At 64.6% G+C, this 12415-nt stretch carries 16 protein-coding genes, 1 tRNA gene and 1 riboswitch; of the genes, 10 read left to right on the plus strand and 7 right to left on the minus strand.

Annotated features, from left to right (window positions below):
- Window positions 1–24: 24 nt before the first annotated feature.
- The 7 genes from L0U83_RS11145 to glyA form a co-directional block, all read right to left on the minus strand.
- Window positions 25–456: a type IV pilin protein gene (locus L0U83_RS11145; RefSeq protein ID WP_233882671.1), complete on the minus strand. Its 432-nt coding sequence runs from the start codon at window positions 454–456 to the stop codon at window positions 25–27.
- Between the two features lie 20 nt (window positions 457–476).
- The gene (locus L0U83_RS11150) at window positions 477–995 is read right to left on the minus strand and encodes a pilus assembly PilX family protein (RefSeq protein WP_233882672.1); all 519 of its coding nucleotides are present in this window, start codon (window positions 993–995) and stop codon (window positions 477–479) included.
- 14 nt (window positions 996–1009) lie between these two features.
- Entirely contained in the window at window positions 1010–1807 is a 798-nt protein-coding gene (locus L0U83_RS11155; protein WP_233882673.1) for a PilW family protein, read from the minus strand.
- Complete coding sequence (locus L0U83_RS11160; RefSeq protein WP_233882674.1) at window positions 1804–2232, minus strand: hypothetical protein; 429 nt, start codon at window positions 2230–2232, stop codon at window positions 1804–1806. Before L0U83_RS11160 ends, L0U83_RS11155 begins: the two co-directional genes overlap by 4 nt.
- Window positions 2229–2765: a GspH/FimT family pseudopilin gene (locus L0U83_RS11165; RefSeq protein ID WP_233882676.1), complete on the minus strand. Its 537-nt coding sequence runs from the start codon at window positions 2763–2765 to the stop codon at window positions 2229–2231. The genes L0U83_RS11160 and L0U83_RS11165 overlap by 4 nt, the downstream gene beginning before the upstream one ends.
- A 157-nt stretch (window positions 2766–2922) precedes the next feature.
- Entirely contained in the window at window positions 2923–3405 is a 483-nt protein-coding gene (gene nrdR, locus L0U83_RS11170) for a transcriptional regulator NrdR (protein WP_158758509.1), read from the minus strand.
- A gap of 15 nt (window positions 3406–3420) precedes the next feature.
- The gene (gene glyA / locus L0U83_RS11175; RefSeq protein ID WP_233882678.1) at window positions 3421–4668 is read right to left on the minus strand and encodes a serine hydroxymethyltransferase; all 1248 of its coding nucleotides are present in this window, start codon (window positions 4666–4668) and stop codon (window positions 3421–3423) included.
- 160 nt (window positions 4669–4828) lie between these two features.
- Window positions 4829–4966, minus strand: a riboswitch (ZMP/ZTP riboswitch).
- Window positions 4967–5175: 209 nt separating this feature from the next.
- On the opposite strand from glyA, the gene ydfG reads away from it, so the two are divergent.
- The 10 genes from ydfG to L0U83_RS11225 all read left to right on the plus strand — a co-directional run bounded on the left by ydfG (window position 5176) and on the right by L0U83_RS11225 (window position 12369).
- Complete coding sequence (ydfG, locus tag L0U83_RS11180) at window positions 5176–5922, plus strand: bifunctional NADP-dependent 3-hydroxy acid dehydrogenase/3-hydroxypropionate dehydrogenase YdfG (RefSeq protein WP_233882679.1); 747 nt, start codon at window positions 5176–5178, stop codon at window positions 5920–5922.
- A gap of 68 nt (window positions 5923–5990) precedes the next feature.
- Window positions 5991–6485, plus strand: coding sequence for a tol-pal system-associated acyl-CoA thioesterase (gene ybgC, locus L0U83_RS11185; protein WP_233882681.1), 495 nt, complete (start codon window positions 5991–5993; stop codon window positions 6483–6485).
- A 154-nt stretch (window positions 6486–6639) separates the two neighbouring features.
- Window positions 6640–7317, plus strand: coding sequence for a protein TolQ (gene tolQ / locus L0U83_RS11190; RefSeq protein ID WP_233882683.1), 678 nt, complete (start codon window positions 6640–6642; stop codon window positions 7315–7317).
- A gap of 18 nt (window positions 7318–7335) precedes the next feature.
- Window positions 7336–7782: a protein TolR gene (tolR, locus tag L0U83_RS11195; RefSeq protein WP_233882685.1), complete on the plus strand. Its 447-nt coding sequence runs from the start codon at window positions 7336–7338 to the stop codon at window positions 7780–7782.
- Window positions 7779–8777, plus strand: coding sequence for a cell envelope integrity protein TolA (gene tolA, locus L0U83_RS11200; RefSeq protein WP_233882687.1), 999 nt, complete (start codon window positions 7779–7781; stop codon window positions 8775–8777). Before tolR ends, tolA begins: the two co-directional genes overlap by 4 nt.
- 137 nt (window positions 8778–8914) lie before the next feature.
- Window positions 8915–10207, plus strand: a complete 1293-nt coding sequence (gene tolB, locus L0U83_RS11205) for a Tol-Pal system beta propeller repeat protein TolB (RefSeq protein ID WP_233882689.1) — start codon at window positions 8915–8917, stop codon at window positions 10205–10207.
- A gap of 18 nt (window positions 10208–10225) precedes the next feature.
- The gene (gene pal / locus L0U83_RS11210) at window positions 10226–10732 is read left to right on the plus strand and encodes a peptidoglycan-associated lipoprotein Pal (RefSeq protein WP_233882691.1); all 507 of its coding nucleotides are present in this window, start codon (window positions 10226–10228) and stop codon (window positions 10730–10732) included.
- A 23-nt stretch (window positions 10733–10755) separates the two neighbouring features.
- Window positions 10756–11505, plus strand: coding sequence for a tol-pal system protein YbgF (gene ybgF / locus L0U83_RS11215; RefSeq protein ID WP_233882693.1), 750 nt, complete (start codon window positions 10756–10758; stop codon window positions 11503–11505).
- A 176-nt stretch (window positions 11506–11681) separates the two neighbouring features.
- A tRNA-Lys gene (locus tag L0U83_RS11220) sits at window positions 11682–11757 on the plus strand.
- A gap of 165 nt (window positions 11758–11922) precedes the next feature.
- Window positions 11923–12369 (plus strand): BspC domain-containing protein, encoded by a 447-nt coding sequence (locus L0U83_RS11225; RefSeq protein WP_233882695.1) that lies wholly within the window; start codon window positions 11923–11925, stop codon window positions 12367–12369.
- The last annotated feature ends 46 nt before the right edge of the window (window positions 12370–12415 follow it).

Raw genomic sequence — 12415 nt, forward strand, 5'->3', positions numbered from 1 at the left:
GGCCGTTTCGCGGCTCCCGGACATTCACCGGTCTCTCCAGCACGTTTGTATAGCAGCCGCGACAGCGCCGCCGCCTGCATCGCGGTTGCTGCGCGCGCCGGTTGCGTCGAGTACGAAAGCGCCGCAATCGTCGCCACGCATCGGCCCGGTTTCCACAGGGTCGGCCGCGATGGCGTAGCCGCCGTTGGACTCGTCGGCGGGCATCAGGCGCAAGCGGTAGACGGGCGTTCCCGTCGGCGGCGCCTGGTCGAATCCCGCGGGCAAAGACGCCAACGACGCGCTCTGCGTATCGACGAGTTGCGCGGCTCGATAGAGCGCGGCGATGGCGTCGATGCGATGTCCCCGCGCGATCTGCGCGCTCCATCCCGGCAATGCGAAGGCCGCGACGATCGCAGCCACCGCCAGCGCGATGACCAGTTCGAGCAGTGTGAACGCCTTGTAGCGATTGCTCTCCACCCTTTCCTCCCCTTGGCTAGTCAAAACGGCCTCGCGACGACGTGACGCCAGTGATGCTCGACGAGCATCGCGTCACCCGCGGTTTCGATGACCAACTGGTTCTGCAACCAGCTTTGTGTGTCTTCGGATGCGCCAAACCCTCGCGCCGTGACGAGATACGCGCGCGCCAGCGGACGGCGCTCGATGCGCCAGGCTTCGACGAAGCATTGCGGCGCTCGCCCGGACCCAGGCCACGCGGCAACGGGCACGATGGCCTGCCGCTCGAAGCTGTCCTGCCGCCGCCAGGCTTGCGGCTCGCCTGGCTGTGCGGCGTCCGCAGGCGCGGCCAGCGAGCCATTCGTCAGCGCACGCGAGCACAGCACGAGCGCGGCGTCGGCGGCATGGAAGGACTGCAGGTGATCGGCGACGGCATCTGCGTTGCGCCGCGCCAGCAACGCTGCCTCGAACCACGCCGCCGAAGTCACGAGCATCATCGCGACGATGAGCAGCACGACCGGCAGCGCGACGCCGCGACAAGCGCCGCATGGGCGGCGCTTCACACGAAGGCTCGTTCTCATGACGCGGCCGGCAGAACGTCACGCAGCGCGATGTGCCGCCAGAACGCTTGTCGCGCTCGCCCATCCGCGCCGACCGCCTGCACACCATCGCAATCGACGTAACGCACGCGCCGGGAAAGGGCCGCGCCGCGCACCAGCACGCACAGATCGACCGCGACGACCGCAGCCCACTGATCGCGCGCGAGCGCCGAAGCCTCGACCGCCTGCGCCGCGCCCGCCGTCCAGTAGCGCAAGCGCAAACGCTCGACGCCCTCGACGAGCGGCTGCGCCGTGCCGACCTTGCCGGAGCCCTCGCAGTAAAGCTCGGCCTCGCCGGTCGAGCCGCTCACCTTGGCGTGATAGCGGTTCACGATTTCGACGCCCGCCGCGCCAACCGCCTGCCCGAGGCAGTCGGTGACCTGGCCGTTCGCGGCGGGCCACGTCGATACACCGTCGCCTTGATAGCGCACCGCCACCCCGTCGGAGCGGCTCGACAGCGACTCGCAGACAAGCGCCGCATCGGCGCCGGTCGGCCGCCCGCCTACGCAGCCGAAAATTGCAGGGCCGGCAAGCAGCGAGCGCGCGTCCGCGGCAACAAAGCCGGCCATCTGGATCTGCTCGCCGATCAGCATCAACGCATTCATGCCGGCTTCGTGGATACGCGCGGTGTCGCTCGCCTGCGCGTAGGCCTGACGCTGCGTACGGTAGGCCGAGAGTGCGCCAAGCGTCACCACGAGGCCGAGCGCCACGGCGATCGTCAGTTCGAGCAGTGTGTGGCCTGCATGCTGGCATGCATGCGCGAAGCGCTTATTCATCGCAGAAATGCCAAGGCGACGCAGGCGCGCCCAGCAGGCGCCGTTGCGTCGATACACGGCGCGACCCGCGAGGCCGCCGCCGATCCTGGCGCTGTGCCAAACGGTGTAGCCGCCCAACTCACAGACGCGATCGAGACATCGCCGCCCGCACTCGACGTAGTCAGTCGCCCTTCGGGTACGATGCTCGCCGACAGCGCCTTCCATCGATCAGTCGCGGCGCCCGTTGCACCTGCCACGCGCGCGGCTTCGGCGATGGCGTCAGCGGCAAACGCTGCGCGCTCGCGCGCCGCGGCCAGTTGCGCGTGCCGGGCTAACCCGAGCTGCGTGCTCATCAGGCCGAGCCCGCACATCGCCATGACGCCAAGCGCGATGGCAACTTCGAGCAGCGTCGATCCGCGCACGCCACGCTTGCTCGCCCGGCTCATGACGCCCCCGTGCATGCGCCGTCGCTGACGCGTGCCCGGCCTCCCGCCGCAATGCGTATGCAGCGCCGCCAGCCCGCGCCGCGTTGTGCAGCCGACGTGGTCCGCGGGGCGATCTCGAAGTTGCGCAAGCTACCAATGGTCTGCCCCGCCGGCGGCGAAAACGTGATGGCGGTGAGCCCCGAAGCCACGGTGATCGAGTCGAGCGCCGGCTGGATGCGCAAAGGGATATACGCGCCTGCGCGCTCGATCATGACGGCCCAGCCGCAGGACCAGTCGGCAGTACCGGACGGACACGCTTTGGCCACCGCGAGGCAATTGCGCGCAGCATCGACGCGGCAAACGGTAATGCGCGCCTTGCGCCGTATTGCCTCGTTGCGCGCGTAGGCGAGCGTGCCGAGCATTGCGTTGGCGCGCGCGTCAACCTGATCGCGCACGCGCCATGCGGTGAAAACGGGCGTGGAAACCGTTGCGCAGATCGCCAGCAAGACGATGACGACCATCGTCTCAATGAGCGTGAATCCTCCGTGCTTCATCAGCAATCCTTAGTTTGAGCGGATTGCCATCAATCTACGGACGAACAAGAAGCGAAACAATTAGCCGAACGGCTAGCTGGTGCGCGCAGCGTCGGCTCGCGAGAATGCAAGCGTTACGGCAGCGGCAATGCAGGAGGGAAGAAAAGTGCGAATGCGCTCAGCGTTTTTTCGTGGGGTTGTTGGCAGCACCCGCACGGCGGAATTCCTCGATCACGTCTTCGAATTCGGAGACGTCCTCGAAGCGTCGGTACACCGAAGCAAACCGTACGAACGCGACCTTGTCGAGTTCGCGCAATTCGCCCATTACGAGCTCGCCAAGGCGCTCGCTGCGCACTTCGCGCTCGCCGCTGCCGAGCAGTTGATACTCGATACGGGCAACCGCCGCGTCGATCGCATCGGCCGCAACCGGGCGCTTGCGCAGCGCCAGTTGCATGCTCGCGACGATCTTGCGGCGGTCGAATTCCGTGCGGCTGCCGTCCTTCTTGACGATGGCCGGCATCGCCAGCTCGACCCGCTCGTACGTCGTGAAACGCTTGTCGCAGGCCGGGCAGCGGCGGCGGCGCCGGATCGCGGCGCCATCTTCGGACACGCGCGAGTCGACGACCTGCGTGTCTTCGTGCCGGCAAAAGGGGCAGCGCATAGGCTATCGCGTGGCTTAACGGTAAACCGGGAAGCGCTTCGTCAGCTCGGCGACCTGCGCCTTGACACGCTCGATCGTGGCGGCGTCTTCCGGATTGTCGAGCACGTCGGCAATCAGGTTGCCCACCTGCTCGGCTTCCTTCACACCAAAGCCGCGCGTCGTCATGGCGGGCGAACCAAGGCGGATACCGCTCGTCACGAACGGCTTTTCCGGGTCGTTCGGGATCGCGTTCTTGTTCACCGTGATGTGCGCTGCGCCCAGCACGGCTTCAGCCGCCTTGCCGGTGATGTTCTTCGCGCGCAGGTCCACGAGCATCACGTGGCTTTCCGTGCGGCCCGAAACAATGCGCAGACCGCGCTTGACCAGCGTTTCCGCCAGCACGCGAGCGTTCTCGACCACGTGCTGCTGGTAGGTCTTGAATTCCGGCGTGAGCGCTTCCTTGAACGCCACCGCCTTGCCGGCGATCACGTGCATGAGCGGACCGCCCTGAATGCCCGGGAAAATGGCCGAGTTGATCTGCTTCTCGAACTCAGCCTTCATCAGGATCACGCCACCGCGCGGGCCGCGCAGGCTCTTGTGGGTGGTCGTGGTGACGAAGTCGGCGTGCGGCACCGGGTTCGGGTAGACGCCCGCGGCGATCAGGCCCGCATAGTGCGCCATGTCGACCATGAAGTACGCGCCGACCGCCTTGGCAACCTTGGCGATGCGCTCGAAGTCGATACGCAGCGCGAATGCCGACGCGCCAGCGATGATCAGCTTCGGCTTCGTTTCGTGTGCGCGCTTTTCGAGCGCGTCGTAATCGATGTCTTCCTTGGCGTCGAGGCCGTAGCTCACGACGTTGAACCACTTGCCGCTCATGTTCAGCGCCATGCCGTGCGTGAGGTGGCCGCCTTCGGCGAGGCTCATGCCCATGATGGTGTCGCCCGGCTTGAGCACGGCGAAGAACACGCCCTGGTTGGCCTGCGAGCCCGAGTTCGGCTGAACGTTCGCGGCTTCGGCGCCGAACAGCTGCTTCACGCGGTCGATCGCGAGCTGCTCGACGATATCCACGTATTCGCAGCCGCCGTAATAGCGCTTACCGGGGTAGCCTTCGGCGTACTTGTTGGTGAGCTGCGAACCCTGCGCGGCCATGACCGCGGGCGAGGTGTAGTTTTCCGACGCGATGAGCTCGATATGCTCTTCCTGGCGGCGGTTCTCGAGTTCGATCGCCTTGAAGAGTTCGGGATCGACGTTGGCGATGGTGCTTTCGGCTCTGTCAAACATACGGATTCCGTTAAGTGTGTTCAGGTTGACCGGGTCTCGCGCGGAACGCGTAGCGGGTACGCGGCGCTGCTGGCGAAGAGGCCAGCCTTGACGTGGCGGAAGGAGGTGCCGCACACGCGAGGCAGGACAGCCCCCGCAGCGCTAACGAAAGCGCGCGAAATCAGGCTGCCCAGGCGAACGGCAAAACGGCACCCTGCGCTTCACGGTGGGTCGTTCCACCTTGAGTCCTTCAGAGCTGGCAGATCGCTGCCTCTACCGCCGCTATTTCGGGACCCTATCGCCAGTCACGCAGGGATTGAGCGCGTTAGTGTATTGGAACGGCAGGGAATAGGCAACCGCCCGCGCCCCGTGCGCTCGGGCGCCCCGCGCCTGCTGGCGCGACGGACGGTGGCCCCGCTGATGCGGCCCGCGCGGGGGCCTGCGCGCGTTCTGTCCCTTCCTTGCCGCAACGCGGCATTGGAAGTAGGCTTTCCCCTTTCCTCGCCTTCTACCGACCAGGGAGCCACCATGATCGTTTTCGTCACCGGCGCATCCGCAGGATTCGGCGCCGCCATTGCGCGCGCCTTCGTAAAGGGCGGACATCGCGTCGTCGCCACGGCCCGCCGCAAGGACCGTCTCGACGCGCTCGCCGCGGAACTCGGCGACGCCCTCCTGCCCATCGAGCTCGACGTACGCGACCGCGCTGCGGTCGAAGCCGCGCCCGGCGCGCTGCCGCCCGAGTTCGCCGGCGTCGACGTGCTGGTCAACAACGCCGGCCTCGCGCTCGGCGTGGAGCCGGCACAGAAGGCCGACCTCGACGAGTGGGAAACCATGATCGAGACCAACTGCACGGGCCTCGTGCAGGTCACCCACGCGTTTCTGCCCGGCATGGTCGCGCGCAACCGCGGCCACATCTTCAACCTCGGTTCGGTGGCGGGCAGTTGGCCGTATCCGGGCGGCAACGTCTACGGCGCGACCAAGGCCTTCGTGCGCCAGTTCAGCCTGAACCTGCGCGCGGACCTCGCGGGCACCGCGCTGCGCGTGACCGACATCGAGCCGGGCCTGTGCGGCGGCACCGAGTTCTCGAACGTGCGCTTTCGCGGCGACGACACCAAGGCGGCCAACGTCTACAAGGACGTGCAGCCGCTCACGGCCGAGGACATCGCCGACTCGATCTACTGGATCGCGACGCGCCCCGCGCACGTCAACATTAACACGATCGAACTGATGCCCGTTGCCCAGACGTTCGCCGGTCTCAGCATCCATCGCGGCTAAAATTACCTTACAAATTTTATACTTACGTCAGTCGTACGAAAGACGTTGGGGCCGCGCGTTCCGGTAGAATGCGCGGCATGGAAAATTCCACCAGCAAGCCGGACGCGGCGTCGTCACCGGCCGGGCGCGGTTTTACGTGGCCGGTACGCGTCTACTACGAGGACACCGACGCCGGTGGCATCGTGTTTTACGCGAATTACCTGAAGTTCTTCGAACGCGCGCGCACCGAATGGCTGCGCGCGTGCGGGGTCGATCAGCGTCGTCTCGCCGAGGAAACGGGCGTGCTTTTCGTCGTGCGCAGCACTGCGCTCGACTACCGCTCGCCCGCGCGCCTCGACGACGTCGTTACGACTGTCAGCCGCGTCGAGAAGCTTGGCCGCGCCTCGGTCGACTTCCTGCAGGAAGCGTGGCGCGATGACACGCTGCTTGCCACGGGCACCATTCGTGTCGCCTGCGTCGACAGCACAGCCATGCGGCCCGCGCCCATTCCGGCCCCCGTTCATGAAGCCTTGCAACGTGGACCCCAGAAAGACCTGTACGCCGTGTCAACGGCAGTGCAGTAATTACCGTTGATACGACGCCAGTGAACTCGCGCCGGTCAATGCAGGACCAAGCAGGGTTCGGCCGCGACGGCGTGACAGCTTCCCAACCGCCTACGGGAAGCCTTGCGTTGTCTTGCAGCCGCTCGCCCCTTTCGGGACGTCACAACGAACCTATATGAACACTACACAAGATCTGTCGATCATTTCTCTCGTTCTTAATGCGAGCATACTGGCACAGGCGGTGATGGGGCTTCTTCTGCTCATGTCGCTGATTTCCTGGACTTTCATCTTCCGCAAGTGGTTTGCGATCCGCCGGGCGCGGACCCAGACAGAGCGCTTCGAGCGCGACTTCTGGTCAGGCGGCGACCTGCAGGCGCTCTATCAGAGCGCAGCCAACAACCGTCACACGATCGGCGCGCTCGAGCGTATCTTTGAGTCGGGCATGCGCGAATTTCTGAAGGCGAAAGAGAAGCGCCTGAACGATCCGAGCCTCGTGCTCGACGGCGCCCGCCGCGCGATGCGCGCCGCCTTCCAGCGCGAAATGGACGCGCTCGAGGCGAATCTCTCGTTCCTCGCTTCGGTCGGCTCGGTCAGTCCGTACATCGGTCTTTTCGGCACGGTCTGGGGGATCATGAACGCGTTCCGCGGCCTCGCGAACGTGCAGCAGGCCACGCTCGCGAATGTCGCGCCCGGCATTGCCGAAGCGCTGACGGCGACCGCGATCGGTCTGTTCGCCGCCATTCCGGCGGTGGTTGCGTACAACAGCTACGCACACGACATCGACCGTCTGGCGATCCGCTTCGAAACCTTCATCGAAGAGTTTTCGAACATCCTGCAGCGTCAGGCCCACTAATCTTCAAAGGAGTCGAAGATGGCAGGCTCAATGCGTTCGAGCATGCGAGGCAACCGCTCGCGCCGTGCAATGGCCGACATCAACGTCGTGCCGTACATCGACGTGATGCTGGTGTTGCTCGTGATCTTCATGGTGACCGCGCCGCTCGTGGCGCCGTCCATCGTCAATCTGCCGACCGTCGGTGGCGCGTCGCAGCAGCAGCAGGTGCCACCCGTCGTGGTCAATATTCGCCCCGACGGCAATCTGAGCGTACGCTACAAGGATGACTCCGGCGCCACGCAGCAGGAAACCATGACGCGCGCCGATCTCAACGGCTTCGTCGCCGATCGCGAGCAGAGCCATCCCGACCAGCCCGTCGTGATCGCCGCCGACAAGTCCGTCAAATACGAGACGGTGATGAACGTGATGTCCGACCTGAAGTCGCATGGCGTCAAACGTGTCGGACTGCTCGTCAAATCGCAATGACCCGGAAGAACGATTCGTATCCGCTGCAGCCTCCGCGCGAGCGTGGCACGGGACGTGCTATCGCTCTCGCGGTGATCATGCACGTGCTGCTCGGTCTGTTCCTCTATCACGGCATCCACTGGCAGAACAGCACGCCGGCGGGTGAAGAGGCGGAACTGTGGACCGAAGTGCCGGACCTGTCGGCACCGAAACCGCTGCCGCCGCCCGCACCGGTTGCCCCTGCCCCGCCGCCGCCGCAAACCGAGGAAGCCGACATCGCGCTGCAACAGCAAAAGCGTAAGCAGCAGGAAGCGCAGCGCGAGGCGCAACTGGCCGAGCAGCAGCGTCTGAAAGCACAGCAGGAAGCCGACGCGAAACGCCAGCAGGAACTCGCGGCCCAGCAGGCTGCGCAGCAAAAGGCGCAGAAGCTTAAGCAGCAGCAGGAGCAGCAACAGGAGCAGCAACAGGCGGCGGCTGAGAAGCAGAAGCAGCAACAGCAGCAGGACGCGCTCAAGAAGCAGCAGCAGGAAGAAGAGCAGCAGAAGCAGGCGAAGCTCGACGCGCAGAAGAAGGCCGACGCCGAGAAGACCGCCAAGGCGAAGGCTCAGGCCGACGCCCAGGCGAAGAAGCTCGACGCAGACCGCCGCGCCCGCATCGCGCAGATGCAAGGCTCGATGGGCGGTGGCGAAGGCACGAGCGGCAATGGTCTCGCGAAGAGCGGCACGGGTAGCGGTTCGGGCGGCAATGCGACGTCGCCGGGCTATGCGGACAAGGTGCGCCGCCGCGTGCGCCCGAACATCGTGTGGGCGGGTGAAACGTCGGGTCTCGAAACGGAGATCGCGGTGCGATGCTCGCCGACTGGCACGCTGCTTTCGGCGACGATCTCGCGCTCCAGCGGCAACGCGTCGTGGGACGACGCCGCGTTGCGCGCGGTCCAGCGCTCGGATCCGATGCCAGTCGATACCGACGGCAAGGCGCCCTCGAGCTTCAAGATCACCTTGCGCCCGGCAGGCTAATGGCGAGCGCAAGACACAGAAAGGTTGAGGAAAGCCGGCGCGCGACAGTGGCGGATCAAGGAACGATTCGAACGTTTTCGGGTCAGTCTGCTGTTGCGCGTTATGACAAAATTGCTTTTTTCAGGAAATATCACAGCATGACATTGATGACGAAGCTTGGCCTGCGAACCCTCGTCGCGTCCTGCCTGATCACGGCGGGCGGCGCGGCGAACGCACAACTCAACGTCCTCGTCACCGGCGTGGGCTCCACTCAGTTCCCCATCGCCACGGCTAACTTTGCCGGTGAAGCGAATTCGCCCGAGCAGGTCGCGGCCATCGTGCGCGCAGACCTGCAACGCAGCGGGAAATTCACCAACATCGACGCCGGCGGCGCACCGATCTCGGAAAACGACTCCGTCGACCTCGGCAGCTGGAAGGCCAAGGGCGCCAATGCGTTCGTTGCGGGCAGCGTGAACAAGCTCGCCAACGGCCAGTACGAAGTGCGCTTCAAGCTCTACGACACCGTGAAGGGCGAAAGCCTCGGCGGCCTCGTGCTCACGAGCCCGGCAAGCGGCCTGCGCATGAGCGCGCACAAGGTTGCGGACTACATCTATCAGAAGCTGCTCGGCGACCGCGGCGTGTTCGCCACGCGTCTTTCGTACGTGATCAAGACTGGCGGCCGCTTCCAGTTGCAGGTTTCGGACTCCGATGGACAAGACGCGCACATCGCGCTCTCGAGCCCAGAACCGATCATCTCGCCGGCCTGGTCGCCCGACGGCACCAAGGTCGCTTACGTATCTTTCGAAAAGAAGAAGCCGATCGTCTACGTGCATGACCTGCCTACGGGTCGCCGCGTGATCATTTCGGACCAGAAGGGCAACAATTCGGCACCGTCCTGGTCGCCCGATGGCCGCACGCTCGCGGTAGCACTGTCGCGCACGGGCAACACGCAGATCTTCGCCGTCAATGCCGACGGCTCCGGCCTGCACCGCCTCACGCAAGGCACGACGATCGACACCGAACCCAACTACTCTCCTGACGGACGCTGGATTTTCTTCACGAGCGACCGCGGCGGCCAGCCTCAGATTTACAAGATGCCGGCCCAGGGCGAAAGCGCCGGAGCGGCACAGCGTGTGACGTTCACCGGCAACTACAATACGAGCCCGAAGGTCAGCCCGGACGGCAAGCAACTGGCGTACATCTCACGCACGGGCGGCGGATTTAAGCTGTACATTCAAGATCTGCAGTCCGGTGTCGCCACGGCGCTCACTGACACGACACATGACGAATCGCCCAGCTTCGCGGCGAACGGTCAGTACATTCTTTACGCCACACAGGTGAACGGCCGTGGCGTGCTGGCTGCTGTATCGACCGACGGTCGTACGCGGCAAATCCTGTCCGTTCAGGGCGGCAGCGTACGCGAGCCGTCCTGGGGTCCTTTCATGCAATAACACTTCAGGAGAGCAAAAATGATGTCGAAGAAAGTACGCCTGGCCTTGGCCGTTTTGATGATCGGTGCGCTGGCAGCGTGCAAGTCGGGTGTCAAGGAAACGAACCCGAACGCCGGCGCGATGAACACCCAGCCGAACCCGAACGCGGTCGCCCAGGTGAACGTCGATGAGCTGAACAACCCGAACAGCCCGCTCGCCAAACGCAGCGTGTACTTCGATTTCGACAGCTACGCCGTCAAGGACGACTACCAGTCGCTGCTGCAAGCTCACGCACAGTACCTCAAGACGCACCCGGAACGTCATGTCCTGATCCAGGGCAACACCGACGAGCGCGGCACGAGCGAGTACAACCTGGCGCTGGGTCAGAAGCGTGCTGAATCGGTCCGTCGCGCCCTCTCGCTGATGGGCGTGCCCGATTCGCAAATGGAAGCTGTCAGCCTCGGTAAGGAAAAGCCGGTCGCAACGGGCCACGACGAAGCATCGTGGGCGCAGAACCGCCGTGCTGACCTCGTGTATCAACAGTAATTGAGCATTGGATGAAGGGGCGTATGTCGCACCGTTTCTCCCCGCTGCGCGCAGCCGCAGCCGCCTGCGTGGCTGGCGTCGCCTTTGCGGCACTGCCGGCACACGCGGGCATCTTCGATGACGATCAGGCGCGCCAGGCGATTCTCGACCTGCGCGCGAAAACGGACAGCCTGTCTAGCCAGCTGTCCGCCGCTCAGCGCACGATTCTCGATCAGTCCAACCGGCTCGACCAGCTCAACCAGCAGGTCGCCACGTTGCGCGGACAGAACGAGGACATGGCGAATCAGTTGGCAACCCTGCAGAAGCAACAGAAGGACTACTACACGGATCTCGACACGCGACTCAAGAAGTTCGAGCCGCAGCAGGAGACCGTGGATGGCATGCAAGGCACGGTTCAGCCGGGTGAGATGGACGCGTTCAACGCCGCTTCGCAGCAGTTTCGCAACGGCGACTTCAAGAACGCGGCGACATCGTTCCGCAGCTTCATCGCGAAGTTCCCGCAGAGTCCTTATCAGCCGACCGCGCAGTACTGGCTCGGCAACGCGCTCTATGCGCTGAAGGACTACAAGGGGTCGACCGCGACGTGGCAGAACGTCGTCAACAAGTACCCGCAGCATCCGCGCGCCCCCGAGGCGCTGCTGGCCATTGCGAACAATCAGATCGAGCAGGGGCAAAAGGCTGCGGCCAAACGCACGCTCGAGCAGGTCGTTTCGCAATACGGCAACTCGGATGTCGCCCAGACGGCGCAGAGCAAGCTTTCACAGCTCAAATAAGCGCTGCTGGCTGGTTTTGGCGTGATGTGGCGCTGGTGTATTTCCAGCGCCGCGACATGCGCCTCTCGCGTACAAGGAAAGCCCGGAGCACAGCGTGCCCCGGGCTATTCCACCGGTTTTTTGGCGGCAAAGGTTGACGCATAGGCCTTACACCGCTATAATCCCGCTTCTCTTTTGGGTCGTTAGCTCAGCTGGTAGAGCAGCGGACTTTTAATCCGTTGGTCACAGGTTCGAATCCCGTACGGCCTACCAAAGAATCAAACGAAAAGCCCAGTCTCCGGACTGGGCTTTTTGCTTTGCAGCGTACGGCGCCTCGCCCACAACCGGTCCTGCAAAGCTCGGCACGCGAGCGTGCGTCGAGCATATATACTCCCTCCTCCCCCGCCGTCCCATCCCCGCCGCACAGGCCACGTCACCATGAAGTTCACGACCCTTGCCTGCGCTCTGCTCGCGCTTTTCTGGCTCAGTCTGCGCGTTCAGGCGCAAATCCAACCGCAACCCGAAGACTACGAATACCTGCGCCGCATTCGCGTGCCAGACGCCGTCGTCAATTGCGTTGCCGCGCTCGACCAGTGGGTGCACAAGGCGCAGCGCTACGATTCGCTGCTCGTGCCCGACCGCCGCGCGCTCTCGGCGAAAATCGAGCAGCCCGCGCCCATCAATGCCACGCCCGTGCCCGCCGCAAGCGACGCGCTCACGCCTGTCACATCCATCGACACGTTGATCCACCTGCACGCCTTCGCCAAGGTACGCGGCAAGTACGCCTGGGTTCCCGTGAAAGCCACCTGCGGTATCTGGCATTCGCACGTCGTCGATGTCGCGCTGTCGCCGCGCAGCACGCACGCAACGTCGCCGATCCACTGACGACGCTTCGTCCTCCTTATCGCTCGCCAGCAACAAAAAAGCCCGC

Source organism: Paraburkholderia flagellata (assembly GCF_021390645.1).
In the GTDB taxonomy this organism is placed as follows: Bacteria; Pseudomonadota; Gammaproteobacteria; order Burkholderiales; family Burkholderiaceae; genus Paraburkholderia; species Paraburkholderia flagellata.

Coding starts and splice junctions, on each gene's coding strand:
- L0U83_RS11155 (WP_233882673.1), bottom strand. CDS start 1,807: ATGAATAAGCGCTTCGCGCATGCATGCCAGCATGCAGGCCACACACTG.
- L0U83_RS11160 (WP_233882674.1), bottom strand. CDS start 2,232: ATGAGCCGGGCGAGCAAGCGTGGCGTGCGCGGATCGACGCTGCTCGAA.
- L0U83_RS11165 (WP_233882676.1), bottom strand. CDS start 2,765: ATGAAGCACGGAGGATTCACGCTCATTGAGACGATGGTCGTCATCGTC.
- nrdR (WP_158758509.1), bottom strand. CDS start 3,405: ATGCGCTGCCCCTTTTGCCGGCACGAAGACACGCAGGTCGTCGACTCG.
- glyA (WP_233882678.1), bottom strand. CDS start 4,668: ATGTTTGACAGAGCCGAAAGCACCATCGCCAACGTCGATCCCGAACTC.
- ydfG (WP_233882679.1), top strand. CDS start 5,176: ATGATCGTTTTCGTCACCGGCGCATCCGCAGGATTCGGCGCCGCCATT.
- ybgC (WP_233882681.1), top strand. CDS start 5,991: ATGCGCGGCATGGAAAATTCCACCAGCAAGCCGGACGCGGCGTCGTCA.
- tolQ (WP_233882683.1), top strand. CDS start 6,640: ATGAACACTACACAAGATCTGTCGATCATTTCTCTCGTTCTTAATGCG.
- tolR (WP_233882685.1), top strand. CDS start 7,336: ATGGCAGGCTCAATGCGTTCGAGCATGCGAGGCAACCGCTCGCGCCGT.
- tolA (WP_233882687.1), top strand. CDS start 7,779: ATGACCCGGAAGAACGATTCGTATCCGCTGCAGCCTCCGCGCGAGCGT.
- tolB (WP_233882689.1), top strand. CDS start 8,915: ATGACATTGATGACGAAGCTTGGCCTGCGAACCCTCGTCGCGTCCTGC.
- pal (WP_233882691.1), top strand. CDS start 10,226: ATGATGTCGAAGAAAGTACGCCTGGCCTTGGCCGTTTTGATGATCGGT.
- ybgF (WP_233882693.1), top strand. CDS start 10,756: ATGTCGCACCGTTTCTCCCCGCTGCGCGCAGCCGCAGCCGCCTGCGTG.
- L0U83_RS11225 (WP_233882695.1), top strand. CDS start 11,923: ATGAAGTTCACGACCCTTGCCTGCGCTCTGCTCGCGCTTTTCTGGCTC.